18 protein-coding genes are annotated in these 20,659 nt (G+C 57.7%); 3 read left to right on the top strand and 15 right to left on the bottom strand.

Annotated elements, in window-relative coordinates:
- Positions 1 to 7: 7 nt before the first annotated feature.
- The 8 genes from E1J53_RS20565 to E1J53_RS24160 form a co-directional block, all read right to left on the bottom strand.
- A complete protein-coding gene (locus tag E1J53_RS20565) occupies positions 8 to 2,389 on the bottom strand; it encodes a two-component regulator propeller domain-containing protein (RefSeq protein WP_134269883.1) in 2,382 nt (793 codons plus the stop codon).
- A 185-nt stretch (positions 2,390 to 2,574) separates the two neighbouring features.
- Complete coding sequence (gene nadD / locus E1J53_RS20560; RefSeq protein WP_134269884.1) at positions 2,575 to 3,153, bottom strand: nicotinate (nicotinamide) nucleotide adenylyltransferase; 579 nt, start codon at positions 3,151 to 3,153, stop codon at positions 2,575 to 2,577.
- 67 nt (positions 3,154 to 3,220) lie between these two features.
- The gene (locus E1J53_RS20555; protein WP_134269885.1) at positions 3,221 to 4,183 is read right to left on the bottom strand and encodes a succinylglutamate desuccinylase/aspartoacylase family protein; all 963 of its coding nucleotides are present in this window, start codon (positions 4,181 to 4,183) and stop codon (positions 3,221 to 3,223) included.
- Between the two features lie 7 nt (positions 4,184 to 4,190).
- Positions 4,191 to 4,880: a hypothetical protein gene (locus tag E1J53_RS20550; RefSeq protein ID WP_134269886.1), complete on the bottom strand. Its 690-nt coding sequence runs from the start codon at positions 4,878 to 4,880 to the stop codon at positions 4,191 to 4,193.
- A gap of 95 nt (positions 4,881 to 4,975) precedes the next feature.
- On the bottom strand, positions 4,976 to 6,955 hold the full coding sequence (locus E1J53_RS20545) for an OmpA family protein (RefSeq protein WP_134269887.1): 1,980 nt from the start codon (positions 6,953 to 6,955) through the stop codon (positions 4,976 to 4,978).
- A 128-nt stretch (positions 6,956 to 7,083) separates the two neighbouring features.
- Positions 7,084 to 8,112 (bottom strand): tetratricopeptide repeat protein, encoded by a 1,029-nt coding sequence (locus tag E1J53_RS20540; protein ID WP_173021581.1) that lies wholly within the window; start codon positions 8,110 to 8,112, stop codon positions 7,084 to 7,086.
- A 438-nt stretch (positions 8,113 to 8,550) separates the two neighbouring features.
- The gene (locus tag E1J53_RS20535) at positions 8,551 to 10,173 is read right to left on the bottom strand and encodes a DUF6089 family protein (protein ID WP_173021580.1); all 1,623 of its coding nucleotides are present in this window, start codon (positions 10,171 to 10,173) and stop codon (positions 8,551 to 8,553) included.
- Positions 10,174 to 10,386: 213 nt separating this feature from the next.
- Complete coding sequence (locus E1J53_RS24160) at positions 10,387 to 10,935, bottom strand: hypothetical protein (RefSeq protein WP_216650083.1); 549 nt, start codon at positions 10,933 to 10,935, stop codon at positions 10,387 to 10,389.
- A 33-nt stretch (positions 10,936 to 10,968) separates the two neighbouring features.
- On the opposite strand from E1J53_RS24160, the gene E1J53_RS20525 reads away from it, so the two are divergent.
- Positions 10,969 to 11,733 carry an acyl-[acyl-carrier-protein] thioesterase gene (locus E1J53_RS20525; RefSeq protein ID WP_173021579.1) on the top strand — a complete coding sequence of 255 codons (765 nt, stop codon included), beginning with the start codon at positions 10,969 to 10,971 and terminating at the stop codon, positions 11,731 to 11,733.
- Positions 11,734 to 11,785: 52 nt separating this feature from the next.
- Here the strand turns inward: E1J53_RS20525 and E1J53_RS20520 are convergent, their stop codons facing one another.
- The 7 genes from E1J53_RS20520 to E1J53_RS20490 all read right to left on the bottom strand — a co-directional run bounded on the left by E1J53_RS20520 (position 11,786) and on the right by E1J53_RS20490 (position 17,911).
- Positions 11,786 to 12,667, bottom strand: a complete 882-nt coding sequence (locus tag E1J53_RS20520; RefSeq protein ID WP_134269891.1) for a neutral zinc metallopeptidase — start codon at positions 12,665 to 12,667, stop codon at positions 11,786 to 11,788.
- A 35-nt stretch (positions 12,668 to 12,702) separates the two neighbouring features.
- A complete protein-coding gene (locus tag E1J53_RS20515) occupies positions 12,703 to 13,425 on the bottom strand; it encodes a DUF4197 domain-containing protein (RefSeq protein ID WP_134269892.1) in 723 nt (240 codons plus the stop codon).
- 153 nt (positions 13,426 to 13,578) lie between these two features.
- Entirely contained in the window at positions 13,579 to 14,280 is a 702-nt protein-coding gene (locus E1J53_RS20510) for a DUF2490 domain-containing protein (RefSeq protein WP_134269893.1), read from the bottom strand.
- An 85-nt stretch (positions 14,281 to 14,365) separates the two neighbouring features.
- The gene (locus E1J53_RS20505) at positions 14,366 to 15,154 is read right to left on the bottom strand and encodes a carbonic anhydrase (protein WP_134269894.1); all 789 of its coding nucleotides are present in this window, start codon (positions 15,152 to 15,154) and stop codon (positions 14,366 to 14,368) included.
- 242 nt (positions 15,155 to 15,396) lie between these two features.
- Positions 15,397 to 15,891 carry a dihydroneopterin aldolase gene (folB, locus tag E1J53_RS20500; protein WP_134269895.1) on the bottom strand — a complete coding sequence of 165 codons (495 nt, stop codon included), beginning with the start codon at positions 15,889 to 15,891 and terminating at the stop codon, positions 15,397 to 15,399.
- Positions 15,892 to 16,436: 545 nt separating this feature from the next.
- Complete coding sequence (locus tag E1J53_RS20495; protein WP_134269896.1) at positions 16,437 to 17,207, bottom strand: tol-pal system YbgF family protein; 771 nt, start codon at positions 17,205 to 17,207, stop codon at positions 16,437 to 16,439.
- Positions 17,208 to 17,314: 107 nt separating this feature from the next.
- Positions 17,315 to 17,911, bottom strand: a complete 597-nt coding sequence (locus tag E1J53_RS20490; protein WP_134269897.1) for an RNA polymerase sigma factor — start codon at positions 17,909 to 17,911, stop codon at positions 17,315 to 17,317.
- A gap of 328 nt (positions 17,912 to 18,239) precedes the next feature.
- Here E1J53_RS20490 and dusB point away from each other — a divergent pair, with 328 nt between their 5' ends.
- The gene (gene dusB / locus E1J53_RS20485) at positions 18,240 to 19,229 is read left to right on the top strand and encodes a tRNA dihydrouridine synthase DusB (protein ID WP_134269898.1); all 990 of its coding nucleotides are present in this window, start codon (positions 18,240 to 18,242) and stop codon (positions 19,227 to 19,229) included.
- 36 nt (positions 19,230 to 19,265) lie between these two features.
- Positions 19,266 to 20,573: a serine hydrolase gene (locus tag E1J53_RS20480; RefSeq protein WP_134269899.1), complete on the top strand. Its 1,308-nt coding sequence runs from the start codon at positions 19,266 to 19,268 to the stop codon at positions 20,571 to 20,573.
- Positions 20,574 to 20,659 lie beyond the last annotated feature (86 nt).

Below are 20,659 nucleotides of genomic sequence, written 5' to 3'. Positions count from 1 at the left end.
AAGTCGCTTACCGGATAAACACAATCTTGCCCGTTGCGGAGTCGGGGTTGGTAAGCCCGAAACGGCCGTTGCTGGAGGCGAAAATCAGGTACACCCCGCTCGTTACCCGCCGTCCGTTGTAGTCGGCCCCGTCCCAGATGAACTGCCCGCCGGTGGCGTTGCCTTCGGCCACGAGTTTGCCACTCACGTCGGTAATCTTGACCCGCGCGTCCCGCGCCAGGCCGTTGATGGCAATCGGTCCCCCGTAGCTGGGCTCCACGGGATTGGGGAAGATGACCAGCTCCTCCCGAAAGCGCCGGGTGGCGGTGGTGGCCTCCGCCCGGTAGCTGATGATGCCCAGTTCCGTGCCAAAGTAAACGATGCCGGTGTTGGGGTCGATGGCAATGTCGCGGACGATGTTGTCCAGTAACGGACTGTTCCCCTGATCAAAAAAGAGCAGCTGCTCGTCGCCGGTGGGCGAGAGCAGGTAGGCGCCTCCACTGGTGCCGATCCACTTGCGGTTGCCCCCGTCGACGGTGATGGAGCGGATTTCTTCCGTTTCGAGCAGGAAACCCCCGAACTCATCCTCCGCCTCGACGATCGGCCGACGGCCGATGCAGATGTCCGTGTCGAACACGGAGGCGCCACACTCGAAGAGCACGATGCCCTGCGAAGTACCGACCCAGACGTTCCCGTCCAGGTCCACGGCGATGCTCCGGACGTTGTTCGAGGGCAGCTCGCTGTTGCTGGAGGTGATGCTCCGGCAGCGGTCGTCGCTGGGGTCCAGGGGCGTGCCCATGGGGTCCGTGACGGTCAGTCCGCCACCCACGCTGGTGGCGTGGACGGTCCACAGGTAGCCAAATTGGTCAATGTCGATGGCGATGGCGTCGTTGACGCCGCAGTTTCCCCCCAGGGCGGCCCAGTCGCCTTCGGGACTGACTACGCTGATGAAGTCGCCGTTGGTCGCCTTGTTGTTGGTCAGGTAAGTGAACCCCTGCGGGTCCGTTACCGCCCCCGACACCCGGACGCGCCCGGGCCCCGCCCCCGCACTCAGTTGCAGGCTGCTGTTGGTCTCGTCAAAGAGTTCACCGGTTTCGGTTTCGGGGTCAAAGGCAATCGCCCCTTCAAAATAGGAACCAAACCAGTAGCGGTCGTTGATCTCGTCGTAGTGCACGTCAACGATGGAGGCGACGTCATCGTCGCCTCCCTGCTGCCCGTCCCGGCCGAGGAAGACGGCGGTATTGTCGCGGTTGAAGGTGCTCCAGTCTCCGTCCCGGAACCGGTAAACGCCCCCGAAGGAAAAGCTGGGGGAGAAGTTTTCGTCCAGGACGCCGGGGGCGACCCATAGGCTGGTCCCGTCGTGCAGCATCCGGTAGTTGTTGTCGTCGCGGGGGCCGCTGTACTCAATTTCGTTACAGTCGCCGTCGTCAATGCCGTCGAGGTAGCGAATGAGTGGGGTTTCCTCGTCTTCGCCAAACCAGATGCGGCCACGGTCGTCTTCGATTGCGTAGTTGGTGCGGATGATGCACTGAGCAAAGATCCTTTTGCGCTGCCCTTCCTCATCCAGAAAAATGAGCTGGCGGCTGTTACAGCTGTTGGTCGTGCAACGGTAACCCGCCAGCAGGAAGGTAGGGCCGACGCTGAGGTACTGTAATCGCCACTCCCGCTCGTCGTCGGTGTCAAAGAAGAGCTCGGCACCGGATGCGGTGAGCTTGAAGACGTCTTTGTCCACGCCGAAGTAGAGACTGTCCCGGTAGACGTTTACGGCATTGCTACTGTAGTCGCCGGGGAGGCCGATTTCCGGGCCGAGCAGGGCCCAGTTGCCGAAGTCGTTCAGGTTGACCCCTTCCCTGGGCGCCCGGTAGAGCCCCTCTTCGGTGGCGGCGTAAATGAAGCCGTCGTGGATCGCCGTCCCCTCTACCCGTACGCCGGTGAAGGTGGTGAAACGGAAGGTCTGGTCGTCCAGGCTCAGGGCCGATACCCCGTATCCCGCCGCGAGGTAAATGAGGTTGTTTTCTCCCAGGAAGAGGTCGTAGATCGTTTTGTCGCCGCTGAAGTTGAAGTTGTCAATTTGCCGCAGCGTGAAGAACTGCCCGTCCCGCAACAGGTCAATGACGCTGTTCTGGTACACGATGATCAGCGTTTGGGTGGGGGCGTGGTAGCGGATCAGTCGGATGCGACCCTCCGCGAGCCCGTCTTCCCGGGCCAACCGGGTGATGCTCAGGTCTTCTTTATCGAGGTAAAAGATGGCCTTTCCCGTGGTGTAAATGATCGAATTTTCGCTCTCCGTTACGTAGGTGCCAAACCGGTAGGATTGATGCGTGGTCCACTGGCCCAGGCTGTCCGTTTGGGCGGACAGGCAGCAGGCAAGGGACAGAAAAAGGAAAAAGAAAATCGTCTTTAGGGGCATACGGCAAAGGTAGGGTTATGTAGCCGGTCGGCGGTTCCCTATTGATACGGTGAAGGGAACGAACGTCGTCTGGGAAACGACGTTGGCGGGAGAAATCTGCTGTCCGATGTATGACAGTTCTCGCTTCCGGTGGTGCGATGGCTTTGGGCGAGGGGCCGCAGGTGCCGGGCAAATCGGTAAGTGCATCACCGATACAGACCGGACACTGCCAATTCCTTCGCCACGGCTTCCGGCACCAGGTAGCGGACGCTGTGCCCTTCGCGGAGGCACTGCCGGATGTAGGTGGCCGAAAGGTGCATCAGGGGAGCGTCATGAACGAACACCCGGGGGTGGTCCTGCAGCTCCCCCAACTCGTATCCGGGGCGGTTGTAGACGTGAATGTCGAAGTCCCGAAGCAGTATGTCCGAGTTTTTCCACTTTGGCAAGGTCGGCAGGTTGTCTCCCCCCATGATGAGCGAAAAGGTCCGCTCCGGGAACTGTTCCCTCAAGACGGCCAGGGTGTCGATGGTATAACTGGGTTTGGGCAGGTCAAATTCCACCGCGCTGGCCCGCAGGTTGGGGGTGTCGCCGATGGCGAGCCGCACCAGGTGGAGCCGGTCGTGGTCCCGGGCCAGCGACTGCCGCTTTTTGAAGGGATTCTGCGGACTCACCACCATCCAGACTTCGTCCAGCGCCGTCTGGGTGGCCATGTAGTTGGCGATGATCATGTGCCCCACGTGGACGGGGTTGAACGATCCGAAGAATAAGCCGGTGGAGCGCTGCATAAGATTTTAGTGTGGGCCTTCCGGTGAGGACATTCGGGAGTTGTTCCGCCATTACCTGCCCGGGGAGTTAATAGGCGGTGGATTTATGATAGTCCCGAACGATAAAAAAGCCCTCCTTGCCCAGCTTTTGGTACAGGGGCATGAGGAGGTAACCATCTTCGGGGCACAGGATGGGGCCGTTGCGATCGTGGGCCAGCTCTTCCCCCTGCCTGACGCGCTGGAAGTTGTGGTAGCCCGACTTCATCTGAAAATGATCTGAGCCATCTTTGCTGATGTTGTGGACGTAGACCAGCTCCGTCATGCGGGGTAAGGCCGCCGAAGCCTCGCGCAGCTTTTCGTCGTGGAGGGTGTTGACGTCCTCTTCCCGCACGCAGCCCAGGGCACGGAGTAGGTTGATGGTGCCGGCCACGGCCAGGTCCACCGAAGCGGGGTCGTGGTGGTTGCCCGACTCAAAGACGACGGCCCGTACGGGCCGGCCGTTGGTCGCCTGTCCGGTCCGGAAATATTCGAGGGTGGTGCCCTGCAGGCCATCCAGCATACCCTTGACGACGGGAACGTACATCTCCGCCGCCAGGGAAAGGCTCGGGAGATCGTCTCCCGTGATGGCGAACAGTCCACCGTCGGCCGTGGTGGTGTGCAGGTCCAGGAGCACCAGCTCACTCAGGGGGGATTCTTCAATGGCATGTTCGATCACGGCCAGTAATTCGTCCAGCTCCTGGTCCTCCCGGGTGCGGGGGCGGTTCTTCCGGCGTTCGGCGGGCTCCCAGATGCGGTTCAGGTCCGTATCAATGTAGCGGACGCCCGCCGCCAGGGCCGACAGGTTACCCCGCAGGGCCAGAAGTTCTCCCCGGAAACTGAAGGAAGGGTTGATGAAGGGTTCTTCGGCCAGCAGATCGAAAAGGCGTTCGAGCCCCTGCACGCCGGCGGGTTCGTTGCCGTGGATCCCCCCCAGTGCAATCACCAGTGGGCCCGGTTCGGCACCCCGATAGTGGCCAATGACCCGGCTTTGGGATGTTTCGATGTATTCCATGTACCCTCTATCCTTGAAAATAATACAACAGGGCCGCGAGCTGCGCAATAAAGCCTACGGCGTATCCCACGTAAAGCTGACCGGGAGCATGCGCCTTCAGGGCCAGGCGGGCGGAGCCGACGAGGCCGGCAAGAATTACCGTCAGCAGCACCAGCAACCCAAGACTGAAGGTCAGTCCGCTGATCTGAATGCCGTTGGCGCCAAAAATGGCCATGGTGATCATCGCCATTCCCACCAGGCCGCCCATACCGACGGCGTGGAGGCTGATTTTATCCGCCACGTTAATGACGAAACTGGCCCCGAGCGCCATCACGATGCCCAGCATGTAGCTGGAGAAAATGGTCGGAATGTCGTTGCTCTGGCTGAAGTTGTAATACACCCAGAAGTAAAGCACCATCACCAGCAGCAGGGGCCCGATCCGCTCCATCCGATCGTCGATCATCAGACTGCTGATCATCCCGAGCGCCAGCATCAATACCACGGATACCAGTGGAATGACGAAGGTATACAGGAAGATCATCAGCAGGGTGATCGCCGAGCGGGTATCCAGGAAATTGTTGGACCCGAACAGGTAGGGATTCACCGCCACCAGAAGCAAAAACATGTAGGTAGGAACCAGCAGCGGATGAAATAAGCCGCTGAGCATTAAGGCCCACGCCGGTTTGCGGGCCGGTAACGATTCTGCTTGATCGGTCATGGCGCAAAAGTAGCCATTTCCGGCCTACTGCACGCTGCCTCGGCGGACCTTCCCCAATGATTTAGCGCAGTTTTGACCTTTTGCGATTGATCCGCCTATTCACTCGTGAGCAAGCGGAAGGTTGTCCGACGGTTTTTGCTGCGTCCCGCTTCCGTGTCGTTGGTCGCTACGGGTTTTTGTTCTCCATAACCCTTCGTAATCAGGCGGTCCTCCGCGATCCCCTTTGCCTCCAGGTAAGCCTTCACGGCTTCTGCCCGTAGTAGGCTAAGCTGGAGGTTGTCGTCTTCCTCACCGACGTTGTCGGTGTGGCCGGCAATCTCCACCATCAGGTCCTGACGGTTGTTCAGCAGGGCATAGAGCCGATCCAGTTCGTCGCCGGAGACGGGAAGTAAGTCCGCGCTGCCCGTGGCGAAAAGTACGTTTTTGAGCGGGATCGCTCCGTCGTCTTCGGCCGTGGCGTCGAGGGGGATTTCGGAGCCAATTTCTTCCAGGGGCTGCAATTGGATGGTGAGTAGGAAGGGATTGTCAACGGCGTAACCTTCGTCCAGGGAGAACCGATCGGTGTAGTACAGGTATCCCTCCCGGTCTACGGTCAGTGCGTACTCGCGGCCCGTCGGTAAGACCGACAAGAAGCGTCCCTCCGCATTCGAAGTCTGGACGAAGGGGGGTGTCTCCTGATCGAGTGGGCGTAGGCGTACGCTGGCCACGAGGGCTTCCCCGGTGACCGCGTCCGTGACGGTAGCTTCCACGTAGGTGGCCGGATCGGGTCGGAGGCTGGGAGGAAGGTCGAACTCAAAGATGTCTACGTCGGGCCTGGGGTTATCTGCACGGTTGATGCTCTTACTGAAGTAGGCCTGCTCACCGTTGAGGGAAATGAAGAGGTTGGCTTCGTCTTCCGGGGTGTTGATGGGATAGCCGAGGTTGCCGGGCGTCCCCCAGGCATTATCGGGGGTGAGCTGACTACGAAACAGGTCATCTCCTCCCATTCCCGGGTGGCCGTTACTGGTAAAAAACAAGGTTTTACCATCGTTGGCCCAGAAGGGGAACTGATCGTTACCCTTCGTATTGATGACCGGCCCCAAATTCACGGGAGGAGACCAATTCCCGGATGGCCCCCTCCCCGTAACGTACAAGTCATCACCCCCGTATCCTCCGGGGCGATTGCTGGAAAAGAATAGTAAGCGGCCATCGGCGGAGATGCTCGGTTGCCGGTCGGTGGCTCCGGAATTGATCACTTCGCCCATATTTTGGGGAGTACTCCATTTGCCGTCGCGTTTTTCACTGAAGTAAAGGTCGCAACTGCCCAGACCGTCGGGCCGCAAGCAGGCGGTAAACACCATGTATTGCTCATCGGCCGTCAGCGTTTGGGCGGCTTCGCCGTATTCGGAATTCAGACTGGTAATGGGCGCTCCGGGCCCCCAACTGCCGTCGGGTTGACGTTCGCTCTGGTAGAAGTCTTCAAAGTTTCCCCGGCCGGGAGTCCGCCGGGTAAAGATCATCCGCTGGCCATCCACGCTCAGGGAGGGGAAGTATTCAAGATTTTCTTTGGTGTTGATCATACCTTTTACGGGTCGAGGGGTAAAAGGCACGGGGTTGGCGGCCAGCTCTGCGGCCACCTTTGCCTCGCTTAGTTTGGCTTCCGCTGCCTCACGGCGATTGGGAGGAACTGCTTGAGAGAGTCTGCTCAGGTAGGTCTCGTAGGAGCTTACGGCCCCCGCAAATGCTCCCGCTCGTTGCTGTAGGTCCCCGAGTACGCGGTACGCAACGGTACTCTTATCCCCGTCGAGTTCAATGCCCCTTTGCATGTCCGCGATCGCCGCATCATAATCCTGCTGCCCTCCACTGGCCTGTGCCCTACGGAAGTAGAGGTCGGCAATTTGCGGATACTTGTCGAGCAACAAGGAAAACTTCTCCCGGGCCACGGCATACTGCTCCCGGTCCAGCGCCAGCTGCGCTTCATCCAGGATCTTGGTTTCCTTCTTTTTGAGCTCACTGAGCGTGGTCGCACCAGACTGAGCTACCGCGCAGGCGGTGAGTAAGCTACCAAAGAAAAGTAAGAGGAAAAGTTCTTTCAAAGCCACCAGTGGGTTCTTTTGGACGTGATCCCCACGGCGTCCTGCGGTGCAAGTGCACCTTCTAAGGCCGGATGAGGGAACAAGCGCAGTTGTTTACCCTACATAACGTCCGGCGAAGAGCAATGTTATCAGGCGTCTACCCGACTTTGCTCCAGGGCCTGATGGGCTTCGGGCACGTCGGCGGCGGCTTGCTCAAAATTACTAATCGCTTCGGCCGTCAGGCCTTTTTTTTGGAGCGCCAGCCCCAGGTGGTAGCGAATCTGCGATTCTTCGGGAGCCTTATCGTCGGGAGCAGCTTCCAGCGCCCGCTCAAAAGCACTGATGGCGTCTTCCGTACGCCCAGCCTTATCCAGTAGCTGGCCGAGCAGGAAATTGATGCGGCGGTTATAGCGATCCAGACTTCCGATTCGCTGCTTCCGCTTGGTGAACATATTGTATACCCGTAGCGCATCGGCAGGGCGCTTCAGTTGCATGTACGTGTCACCCAGCGCAACCTGGGCCATCCAGTAGATGGCCTGGTGCGGGATGCTGTTCTTCGTGACGGCATCAAAGTCAGCCGCCGCTTCTTCCCACTGCTCCTTCCGGGCGTATACCAGTCCCCGGCCGTAGTGGCTTTCGGGCATGGAAGGATTGATGGACAGGCTCTTGTTGTAGTCATAAAGAGCGTCGTCCATATTGTTGAGTCGGAAGTTGACGTAGCCCCTGCGTTCGTAAGCCTGGGCGTGACGGGCAAATCGACCGACGACCTTGGTCATCATGGCGAGGGCCTCCTGTTCTTTTTCTTCCTGATTGACCAGCTTCCGCCCGCGGTTGAACAATTGCACCGTGGTTCGGTCACTCTTGGGCTCCAGGATGTGATGATCGAGAATCTTGCCCGCTTCCAGCCGCCAGAGGTTGAGGCTGCCGGCCATACTGAAGGAGACTACCCGCTCAAGTAAGTTCAGGGTGTTCAGCCAGTGTCGCTCACTCCCCACGACAACCGTCCTCGGAATATCCAGGGTAAGCTCTTCTTCTTTGAAGATGTTTTCGGCCTTTAACAGAATATCATTTTTGTAGTAGTTCTCCATCCGGTGGTTGTACTGTTCGACCACCTGATTGAAAACCCGCTCTGAGCCAAATTCCAATTGACCAGCAATGATAATTCTGTATTCTGACATATTTGAGTGCTTTTCCCTTTTCTTGATTTGACGTTGAATAACAGGTTGATCCATGGCTCCTTCTGCCCCGACAGAATTACCGTAAGTCATGATCGTGAGTGGTGGAAACCACCAAAGTATATTAGAAGCGACCTCTGGAAGGATAGTATACCATGCTGCCTTTGATAACTTGTTGAAAAACAAGACGGCAGGAGTACAAAAATGCAATGATCAGGGTGTTTTTTCCAAATTATGTGGACGCTAAATTTTGAAAATGGGCGAATATTCGCTTTTTAGCCAGTGTTTACCTTGTTGGGGTGGAGTGGGCGCTTGCCCGACCCGCTGAAATCCATCCGGCCAGACGCAAAAAGGCAAAAAAAAGGACGCCGCTTCCGGGAGGGAAGCGGCGCCCAATGCACCCGCCGATCATTCCTGATCGGTTGCGGTGGGTAGTTTACTTTAGTTGTCGGTGACCATCCGGGTAGGCTCGGAAGCTACGGGGATTACCACACGGTTTTCGCGCAGCGTTTCGCCCACGGGCTTCTGCTCACCAAAGCCGATGGTGCTCAGTTTGTCCTGAGTAGCACCTTTGTCGAGGCTGTACTTCTCGGCGGAACCGGCACGACGCTCGGAGAGACGCTGGTTGTACTCGTCAGAAGCACGACGGTCAGCGTGGCCTTCGTAGCGGATGCTGAATTCAGAAGCACCGGGCAGCGCCAGGAAGCGATCAATCTCTTCAATGATGAGACGGTCAGGACGGTTCAGGCTGGATACGTCCGTGGGGAAGTAGATGCGGTCGATGGCGATCGTTCCCGTCACGCTGTCCACGCGGATGTGGTTGAAGTCCTGTCCTTCCAGCAGCTGGCTGTAGCGAGCAATACGCTCTTCTAGCGACTCGGGGCGCTCGGTGGGCTCAGGACATCCGTTGCGGCTGGCTACACCAGCTTCGTCCGGACACTCGTCGTCTTTGTCGGCAATACCGTCACCGTCGCGGTCGGGGCAGCCGTTCAGGGCAGCGGGACCTGCTTCGGCAGGACAGTCATCGTCTTTGTCGGCAATGCCGTCACCGTCACCGTCGGGGCAACCCATCAGGCTGGCTACACCAGCTTCGGTGGGACAGGCATCATCTTTATCAGCAACACCGTCACCGTCCTGGTCAGGACAGCCGTTCAGGCTGGCCACACCGGCTTCGGTAGGACAGTCATCGTCTTTGTCGGCAACACCATCACCGTCACCGTCGGGGCAACCCATCAGGGTCGCCAGACCGGCAACCGTAGGACAAGCGTCGTCTTTGTCGGCAACACCGTCACCGTCCTGGTCAGGACAGCCCATGGTAGATTCGGGACCAGCCTCCTCGGGACAGGCGTCGAGTTCGTCAACGATACCGTCTTTGTCACTGTCGGGCTTGCCGAAGCCAGTAGCAAAGGTCAGGGCGAAGAAACCGTAGGTGTCATTTTCGTCGGGGTTGCCAGACTCGCTGACACCGTCGATCAGGTCATCACCGGTAATGCGTGCGCTGAAGTCGAGACCGAGAGAAGAACGCTCAGAAACGTAGTACTTCAGACCAACACCTACCGGGAAAACAATGCCGCCGGAATCGTCGGCATCAGCCATCATGTCGTTGCTGATGGGCGTACCGCTATCTCCGTTAAAGTCCGTGTCGACGTCTCCCCAGATACCGTAGGCAACACCCGCAGAGATGTAGGGAGAAAGAATTTTCTTGAATCCGTCAGCTCCGAAACGACTCTTGGCGAAGGGTTCCAGTTCGAGGATCAGACCGGGTTCGATGACGGAGGTACTGAAGGAGTAACCACGTTCAGCGTTTACATCGTCATCAATGCTCAGTCCACCGTACATCAGGTGAAGGCGGAGGGCCAGAGCCGTTCCAATCCGACGACGGACCATAAGGCCGGCGCTGATGGACGGTTCGTTGAATAGGGGCAGGTCATTTTCGGAAAGATCACCACCGTAGCTGGAGGTTCCGAGTTGAAGACCAAATTCCCAGGGATATTGTTTTTGTAATTGACCGTACATGCTGGCACAAGTGAGCATGGCGACGGCAAAAAGTAAGTGCTTAAGCATTAGCGCTGGATTTGACGTAAGTTGAAATTTGTGTGTGAGTGATCCGTAGAAAGGTTTTCCGAACCACATTAAGTATATCGCATGGTCCGTGGAATTGTTCGGAGCCTTCCGAACGAAGCTACAATTTTAGTGGTTTCGCGGGGAATTGTCATAACTATCGACGGACTGCCTACCACATATCCCCTTTTTTCTGCTTTTTTTTTGTTTTCATACTCATTTTCGCCGATGAAAACGCAGCAAATGGTCTTTCGCTGCCTCGTGGTACAACTCTAAAATGAGACTTCCCCGCCGGCCGCCGGGAGGGGGATACAGGATTTTTACCGGATTGTGGACGTATCCGTCTTCCCCAAAAAGGGAAAGCTGGTGACGGAGTTTTTGGGGGAGTCGGAAATAGGATAATTCTTCCGCAGTTTGCGGGATCGGGGTCGCTGCGTACCCCTGTTCAAGCAAAAAAGCCCGGACCATTTGGTAGCTATTTTCGTAGCGCCCTCCGGCAAACACCATGCGAAAGCAGTATCCGTCGGAATGGCCTCCCTCGACCTCTCCGGGCTCGGTGGGAAAATTGTACCTTAAGCCGCGCCGGGAGTGCGGAACCTCTCTGCTTTCCGGGGAGAAGTTGGCCCCGGAGAACGCGTCCACGGTCGTTTGGGCCGCTGGGGAGTGCGCTTCCGATTTTGGCGAGGCCGCAGGTGCCGCGTCACTGCGGTAATTAGCAATGAATACCGGGCGGCCTCCCAGGCGGGCGGTTGCTTTGCCACTCATTGTTTGGTTTTTTACAAATTTAAACACAAAAGTTTGCTTGAGCAATCCCCCCTACACGAATTGCTGGATTTCCGGGTAGCGGCCGCGGCCGTCGGCCCCCACCAACACCTGACCCCGCCACACCTCATCAGGATGTTGCAGGAGGCGGCCATGAGAAATACGGTGCGGCTGAACATTTCTAGCCCCGAACTGATGGAGGCCTACGGGTTATCCTGGGTTCTGCGTCGGCAGAACATCGACTGCCAGCGATGGCCAAGGCTGGGGGAACGGATTCGGGTGCTGACGGCCCCGACCGGCTTTGCGGGAAAGCTGCAGACCTTCCGCGACTTTCACCTGCTGGACGAAGCGGGTAACCGCATCATCTCGGCCACGACCGCCTGGCTGATCATGGACGTCGCCAATCGGCGTCTGAAGCCAATACCCGAGCGCGTGGCTGCCCTGAAAAAAGACCTGGCACCTGCGTCCGCGCACCTGCCACGTCCCCTCGAAAAGGTGCCGCCACCAAGCTCCGTAGACGCGACCATTGATTCCCGGGTAGCGTTTTACCAGCTGGACTTCAATGACCACCTCACTAATCCGGTTTTCCCCGAGTTGATGCTGGAGCCCCTCGGGCACGACTACCTGCTGGGGCACCTTCCCACGCGCATCATGATCGCCTACCACCGCGAAGCCCGTTACGGCGAAAAGGTACGGGCCGGGGTGCAAACGGATACGGCCACCCACCATCATCAACACGTGCTTTTGCGCGGTGAGGAGGTGCTGGCGACCATGGATACGCGGTGGCAACCCCTGGAATAAAAAAAGCGGAAGCGATCTGATCGCTTCCGCTTTTTTTATTCGGAGACTACGGTTAAAGTTCGCGGGCCTGGAAGAAGTAATCCAGCGATTTCTTGCTGGCATCTCCGCTGCGGTAGCCTGCGGTGAAGTACCGGACCCGCTGGGCGGAAGTGCCGTGGGTGAAGCTGTCCGGTACCACGTAGCCCTGGCTCTGTTTCTGGATTTTGTCATCCCCGATGGCCGAGGCCGCCTGGATGGCTTCCTCAATATCCCCGTCGCTGAGCAGATCGGAATACCGGTCTGCATAATGGGCCCAAACGCCGGCCAGGTAGTCGGCCTGCAATTCGAGGCGCACGGACATGGCGTTGGCGTCCTTTTCCCGCATCCGACGACGCGCCTGACTGACCTGCTGACTGTATCCAAGCTGGTTTTGGATGTGGTGCCCGACCTCATGGGCCACCACGTAGGCGAGGGCAAAGTCGCCCGGGGCACCAAACCGCCGCCGCAATAAGTCGGCGAACGACAGGTCGATGTATACCTGTTTATCTGCCGGGCAGTAGAAGGGCCCGGTGGCTGCGCTGGCAAAACCACAGGCTGAGCTGGTCTGGCCGTCGAAGAGGACGAGCGTGGGTTCCTGGTAATTGCGGCCGAATTCCTGGGGGAATTTCTGGCCCCAGAGTTTTTCGGTGTCGCGCAGGGTGACGGAGACGATCTGGGCGTTCGTGGTTTCTTCCACTACGCCGCCGGTGGTCTGCGCGGGCGCGGGTGCCGCCGCGCCTCCCGACGATTCCAGCAGCTCCGAAGGATCTCCACCCATCAGCAGTACAATGATGACGATGATCAGGGTGCCCAGGCCAAAGCCTCCGGCGGTTTTGGTCCGACCACTCATTCCGCGGCCACGGTTTCCACGACGGTCGTCAATGTTACGACTGCCTTCTTTTCCTTGAAGTTTCATATCTCTCGGAGTGATTGATGGGTGATGGGGCTAAGCTACGAATCCTGCAGGGCAAATACCCGGCGAAGTAGTTCGGAGGTACGTGCGGCGATGTTGGCGCGGATGTTTTCTTCCTCGAGGGCTACCTTTCGGAAGAGGCCGTCCAGTGCCCGCTGGGTGACGTGATCGGCCAGGTCAGTGTTGACGGGTTCCCGCGTCAGTGGGAAGTTGTTGTAGGCGTTGGCGGCATCCCCCCAGACCTTATCGGCGTCAAATTTGGCCAGCGAATTCTGGATGACAGGGTTGAATTCTCCGTACAGCCGGTCGTAGGTGGTTCGCTGAAGGTACTGCGTTGCGGCGTGCTTGTCGCCCTTGAGGATGTTGAGGGCATCCTGAATGGTCATTTGGCGGATGGCTTCCACGAAGATGGGGGCCGCTGATCGGGCGGCGTCTTCCGCGCCCTGATTGATTTTTCGGATGACGACCTCTTCCAGGTCCCGGAAGCCGGGAACGCCCTGCAGCCGGTCGGTTACCTTGCGGGCTTCTTCGGGCAGGAGGATGCGGTAGGCAAGATCGTCAAAATATCCGCCGTCGGTGGAAAGGTCGCTGGCGCCCTTCTGTGCTCCGATCCGGAGCGCTTCTTTCAGACCGTTGGCGATGTCTTCGGAGGTGAGCCCCCCGGTGCCTCCGAGTACGGTGTTGAGGGTTTGGTTGATTTGTTGACTGGTGCACCCAAACAGTAGAAAAGGAAGGACCAGGAGTAATAAACGGCGGTTCATCGATGAAAAGATTTATTAGAATGATGGTGGGGTACCCGGGGGCGGCCCACAGTTAGCTGACGAGAAGAACGAAAATAAGTAACGGCTCTCGTGCGGGCTTTGGATATTCTTAATAAACCTTCCTGGTCCTTCCTTTGGTTCGCTGGCTCCGGCTTAGAGGGTCAAATTGTGGTGCAGACTGAGCTGGGTCTGCCATTTGGCCCAGTTAACGGTGGTCTGTCGCATGGCGCCGATTTGTACGCGCACTTGATCGGAGAGACTGTAGCCCAGGCCCAGGTACGTGCGGTTACGGTCAAACAGTTGTACCGTACGCCCGTCACCAATTTCCGTTTCTCCGTTGATGAATAATTCATTGTAGAGGGCCAGATAAACGGCCTGCTTCTCGAGCTTGTCCTTGTTGAGGAGTACGTTCAGGAAGAGGTTGTAGCGGAAGCGCGTCCGCAAATCCTGGTCATCGACCCACCGCTGCTCATAGCGGAATCGGTGCGTGAGGAGAAAGCGGGTCCCAACCTTTTGGGGAAGCAGGGCTTCTTGATAAATCCGGTTCTCCCCGATGGTGGCATCACTTTCGCCAAAGGCTCCGGTGGTAATGTTGGCGTAACCCAGGGTGAAGAGAATATTGGCGTTCTCCGGTTTGTAGGTCAGGCCGCTGCGCAGCAGCAATTGCTCCATGTCGCCGAGTTGGTCCCAGGCACGGTACTGGAAGTCTCCCTGAATACCGAAAGGGCCATCACCGAAGGTGGCGTTATAGAAGTACATATACCAGCTGCCGAGCTGGTCTTCATCCGGACCACCCTGAGCAAATAACGGACTGCAGAACACCGCGAGTACGGTGACGATGAGTAGCTTTTTCATGATAATTGTAAGAATTAGGAGTTGGGGGAATAAAATGCCCGACAGTATACGCGATACTGTCGGGCATTCGCTGAATTAGGAAGGATTACTTTTCGGAATCGGCGGTTAGCCCCTCCTGGAACTTGGGTAAGCTCGTAATGGTCTCCTCGATAAATTCGACCGCGCCGGTGTGTAAATTGTATACGGCACCGACGATCAGTACCTCACCGCGGTCGAACTGCCGGCTGAGTACGGGCTCCAGTCCCCGCAGCTCGTTGACCTGCTCGATTACGTTGCGACGCACGGCCAGGTCAAGGGTTTCCTTGTCGTCACCGCCAACCTTTTTGGCGTACAGGGATGCGGGCTTGATGGCGTTGATGAGCGTTACGACGTGTCCGGGTGGGTTTTCGGGCAGCTTCATGGCGGCCTGCACGGCTCCGCAGGATTCGTGCCCCAGGACTACGATCAGGCGGGTGTTGAGTACGGCCGTGGCGTATTCGATGGTGCCGTAGGAGGCTTCCGCCATTACCTGGCCGGCGGTTCTGGTGATGAAGAGGTCGCCAACACCCTGATCAAAAATGATCTCGTTGGGCACCCGGCTGTCGGCACATCCGATGATGGTGGCGAAGGGCTTTTGACCTAATTCGTTGTTTTTGAGGTCCGCATCCGTTTGTCGGGGCTTGATGCTCTTGTTTTCGGCGAAACGACGGTTGCCGTAAATGAGCTTCTTCAAGCCGTAGTAGGGGTCCAGGTAGGCGCTGTCGCGGTCGGCAAAGTATTGCCGGGGTTCCACTTTGAGTAAGCGGTTGATCGTTGCGGTTTGCTGGGCGCTCAGGGAAGTCGTTCCGATCAGGAGCAACAGGAGCAGGAATGAATTTCGAAACAATGGTTTCATTTGGGGGAATTTGGTTGTGATGATTAGTGTATTCACCAGCAGAAACTACCCCCGAGGAAAGTTGTTCGTGAATTTTGATAGTTTTACTATCAAAACTGGAAAGTTATACTCGCTTTTACAATAGTATGACTATCAAGTATTGTTAGTCAAGCTCTTTCGTGTGATTGTATAACTATTTTTCAATGAAAAAGTTGTGGCCCGAAATGAAAACTCTGTTGTCGATAGACTCGGCAATTCTACCCTTATCCCAGGTTAAATCCACTTAGGTCCAGACCTTCGTAACCTCCGTCATCGTCAAAATCATCGTCGAAGTCATCATCGAAATCACCTTCATCCTCGAAGGTCATTTGCCGCTGAGGCGGCATGGGGCCTCCTCCGGCCCCTCCGAGATTTATTTCAACGACCGCGGCCCCCACTTTACCCCCCAGCGGTGGGTGGAGCTTTCGTAGTCGTAGGCGTACGGACTTTACCCCGTCGAATTGCTGCAGAATGCGGTTTCCCATGCGGTAAGCCAGGGCCTCCAGTAATTGGGTAGGTTTCTTCATCTCTGCCTGCAATAGATAATATATGGTTGCGTAATTCACCGTGCCACCCAGATCATCATTATGGGCTGCCCCGGTAATGGAGGCTTCCACTTCTACGTCAATACTGAATTCATTACCCATCAGGTGTTCCTCCTCGTAAAACCCGTGGGGCGCGTGAAAGCGTACGTCTTCCAGTCCGATCTTTGCCGTCATGGGGGAAAGTTACGGATTAGGAATGAGGCGGGAGGTTAAGGATGAGGCTAAGGCTGAGGAGAAAAAGAGTAAAGAATGAAGAAGGATTCCGGAATAGGCTTGCTCCCGCAAGCCGGTCGTAGGGCTGGGGAGAAAAAAGAATGAAGAATGAAGAAGGAAGGCGGGCTGAGATGGTAAAGGTTACACCAGGGCGTTCACCAACGGGTAAGACCCCGGAATAGGCTTGCTCCCGCAAGCCGGTCGTAAGGCTGAGGAGAAAAAAGAATGAAGAAGAAAGGCGGACCGAGATGGTAAAGGCTACACCAAGGCGCCCACCAACGGAGCAAGACCCCCGGAATAGGCTTGCTCCCGCAAGCCGGTCGTAATGAAGAGAGGCCCCGCAAGCCGGTCGTGATGGACACGTCGTTTGGGCGCAAAGCACAAGCAGACTGGTCAGGCCCCGGCGGCTAATGCGATAAAATCCGGTCTGGTGCGCTCGGTAGGTACTACCCTAACCGAGCGCACCGGAAATCGACCGTGATGTCAAGGTGTGATGGTTTACGGGGTTACCGAATTTTAGCCAGCAACTCCGCCGCTTCCTGGGCCATGGGGTGCCCGGGAGTTTCGGAAATACCGAGAAGCTCATTTGCCGCTTCGTCGGAAGCTCCGGTGCCGAGGAGGGCCAGGGCGTGGAAATATTCACTTTCGGCGGACAGGGCGAAATCGGGCAGTTGGCTCAATGCTTGAAAGAGCGGACTGGCCGCGGCAAAGTTTTCCTGTGCCAGCTCACTCTGTGCCCGGTAAAAGCGGTTGGTGGGGGTGTCATCAAGTTCTCGGAACCGGGTGGCGGCGCTGGCAAAATCACCCGCTTCGTAGGCCACGAAGGCCAGTGCTTCGGGCGATGGTTCCTCCGTGCCGCTTCGTTCCAGTTGGTAGGCAATGTTGGGGTAGGCCTCAAAGTTGGCCATGGCCAACTGTTGGGGGCTCTGCCCGAAGCTGGGGCTCAGAGCCCACCAGCCAATGGCCAGTACCAGCAGCAGGGAAGCCGCGTAGGCGAGGTAGCGCAGCGTGCCGCTGCGCCGGGGCTTCAGGCCAACTACTTTGGCTTCACTGGTCCCGTTTCCCTCCCGAAGGCTGGTTTCAAGGCCTTGCAGCCGTGCCTTCAGGGCCCGGTCTTCGGCCAGCTCAATGGCGGCCATGGCGGACTTGGTGTCTTCCAGCCCCTTCAGGAGCTCTTCGTCCCGAGTACTTTCCTCCTCAAATTCCCGGCGGGAATTTTTGTCGGCCTTGCCGAGGAGATATTGGTCAATGCGATCCTGTTTTTCTTCCGATGTCATGCTTCCCGAGATTTTTTATAACCGAGGCGCACGCGGGTCCCTAAACCTTGCCGGAGGGGAATTCCGGACTAATGCTTTTCCGTGGGTACACTACGTTTGCCGATAGACTACGATTGGGGGTTGATAAATTTTTTCAGTTTGTCGAGGCAGCGCATTTTTTTGATGCGTACCGCCCCGGGAGAGCTAAAATCCAGGGTATTCTGTATGCTTTCGATGGGATAACGGTGATAGTAGAATAAGGTGAGAATCCGCTGGCATTCGTCGCCTAGTTTGGCGAGAGCACCGGCGAGCATCTCCTTGCGGTGATCGTCCTCGAAGCGATTGAGTAAACTCATGTCCAACTCCGCACTGGGGTCGTTACCCAGGCCAATTCCGGCATCGGGGTCCGTGGGGGATTCCCGCTGGCGTTGTTGATTGCGTCGATACACCAGGCGCTTGCCAATGGCAAACAGGTAGGTTCGGATACCACAGGTGAGTACCTCCAGCTTTCCGCTCACAATATTCTTATAAAAGGCGATGACGGCGTCCTGAAAACAATCCGCGGCGTCTTCCTCGGTGGCGAACAACTGTCGTTGTGCGTAGGTAAGAAATGCGCCCCGGTGCTGGCGGTATAATTCGTCCAGAAGCTCGTGGCGCCCGGACTTAATTGCCGCAAACAGTTCTGCATCATCAAGTGGCTTAACCTTCACGTAATTGGGATTCATTGAGTGAGTTCCCCAAATGTAGGGCTTTCGCCAACCTTTCGCGTGCCGTTGCCCGCATTGTCCCTTTATACCCCTGACCAGCGAGGTGTTACAGAAACTTTAAAAATATTTTGATGTTAGTGATCGCCACAATTGCCGGCGGAGAAATACCCGGCCCACGGCCATACCCACGTAGGCTGCACCTGCACGCGCTGCCAAGTATTTCGTCTCACGTCACGCCTGCGCCCCAGGGCCACCTCGTTGAAGGGGACAATCAAGTATTCAACCGCCCGGGCCACGCAACTACCCAGACTCTTTCCTTGTTCGTACCTTTGCGAAATCATTGCTTATGGTAAAGATTGCCGACATTGAACTCGGGGAATTCCCCCTGCTCCTGGCGCCGATGGAAGACGTCAGTGATCCCCCCTTCCGGGCCCTGTGTAAAAGCCAGGGCTGCGACATGATGTACACGGAGTTCATCAGCGTCGAGGGGCTGATCCGGGACGCCAGAAAGAGCGTGGAAAAACTCGACATCTACGATTATGAACGGCCCATCGGCATTCAGATCTTCGGGGCCAACCTCGACAGCATGGTCAAGGCCGCCGACATCGTGGAGGAAGCCCAGCCGGAACTGCTGGACATCAATTTCGGTTGTCCCGTAAAGAAGGTGACGTGTAAAGGCGCCGGAGCGGGTATCCTGCAGGACATCCCCAAAATGGTGCGGCTGACCAAGGCCATCGTGGACCGGACCTCCCTGCCCGTGACCGTAAAAACGCGCCTGGGCTGGGACGACAACACCAAGTACATTGAAGAAGTGGCTGAACGCCTGCAGGACGTGGGCATCAAGGCGCTGAGCATCCACGGCCGCACCCGGAAGCAAATGTATAAGGGGGAGGCCGACTGGACCCTCATCGGCCGGATCAAGGACAACCCCCGCATCACCATGCCCATCTTTGGAAACGGAGATATTGACAGCCCCGAAAAGGCCGCCGCCTACCGCGACCGCTACGGGGTGGACGGCATCATGATCGGCCGGGCCGCCATTGGCTACCCCTGGATCTTCCGGGAAATCAAGCATTACTTCGCCACCGGAGAACTCCTGCCCCCGCCGGACATCCACGAACGCGTTGCGGCCGCCCGGGAGCACCTGGAACGCAGCCTCGACTGGAAGGGCCCCAAGCTCGGCGTCCTGGAAATGAGACGCCACTACACCAATTACTTCCGCGGCCTGCCGGGCATCAAGGAATACCGCAAAATCCTCGTTTCCGAATACGAGCCGGAAACCCTCTTCGGCACGCTGGCCGAAATTGAGGAAGTTTACGCCGGCGTGGAGGTATAACACTTCGTTTTTGCGTGGGCTTTCTATCTTGTCGGAATGAGAAGCCACCTACTTTGTTTCGCCGCAGTTTTGCTTTTAGGTGCGGCCGCCCCGACGCTGCGGGCCCAGTCGCCATTGGTTGACTCCATCCAGCAGATTCTGGAAGAGGGAATCGCCGCCGGCGCCTTCCCCGGCGCCCAGGTACTCGCCCTGCACCGCGGCAAACCCCTCCTGCACCTGACGGCCGGTTACCACACCTACGCCGCCCAGCGACCGGTGAGCCGCGATGACGTCTATGACCTGGCCTCGGTGACGAAGACCAGCTCGGCCTTGCTCTACCTGATGTGGCAGTATGATCGTGGCGAACTGGAGCTGGACGCTCCCCTCGGCGAACTATTCCCCGTGTGGAAGGGCACCAAAAAGGGGAAGCGCAGCCTGCGGTCGGCCCTGGCCCACCGGGCCGGCCTCCTGCCCTGGGTGCCCTACTGGCAGGGCACCCTGAAGGGCAATGCCCGCTACCCCTGGAAAAAGAAATGGGATACTTCCCGGACCAACGATTACCGCTTTCGGCCCCGCACCATCGCCCGCGACAGCACGGCCGATTATCCCATTCGCCTGAATACGGACCTGTGGCTCTACAAGGATTTCCGGGAACGCAACATCTATCGCTCCATCCGGAAGTCGCCCCTGAAGGAAGAAGGTAAGTATGCGTACTCGGGTCTGCTGTTTTATCTCCTTCCCGACTACGTGGAGCGGTCTTCCGGGCAGGACTACCGCCAGTGGTTACGGACCAACATCTATAATCCGCTGGGCGCGGGTACCCTCGGGTACCGTCCCCTGGACCGGATGATTCCCCGCGAGTGGATCGTACCCACGGAGGTCGACACCTTTTTCCGGATGGATACCCTCCACGGCGTCGTGCACGACGAGGGCGCGGCGATGATGGATGGCGTCAGCGCCAACGCCGGTCTCTTTGCGAAAGCGGAGGATCTTGCCAAGTTGTATCAGATGCTGCTCAACGGGGGGCAGTTACACGGGAAGCGGTATTTCTCGGAGGCCACCGTACGGGAGTTTACCCGCTACCAGTACCCTCAGGAGGGCAATCGCCGGGGACTGGGCTTCGATAAGCCCCTGCTGGAATACGATCCCAACCTCAGCTCCGTGGCCGAGGCGGCTTCCCCGGAAAGCTTCGGACACAGCGGTTACACGGGCACCATGGTCTGGGCCGACCCCGAGGCGGAGCTCCTCTTCATTTTCCTCTCCAACCGGGTGCACCCCAGCCGCAATCGTCGCGCCATCTACACGCTGGGCATCCGTCCGCGCATCCACAGCTTCCTCTACCAGATGATTGCCGAGGTCGAGTAGTTGGATTGGGCCTGACGGCAGGTGCCGGCCGGTGCCGTAGGAGCAAAAAATATGGGCGGACCGCCGTTGCGGACCGCCCACTCTAA

The sequence above is a fragment of the Lewinella sp. W8 genome (assembly GCF_004375085.3).
Taxonomy (GTDB): domain Bacteria; phylum Bacteroidota; class Bacteroidia; order Chitinophagales; family Saprospiraceae; genus Neolewinella.
Note: the sequence above shows the minus strand (reverse complement) of the source record. Positions and strands in the feature narration are given on the sequence as shown.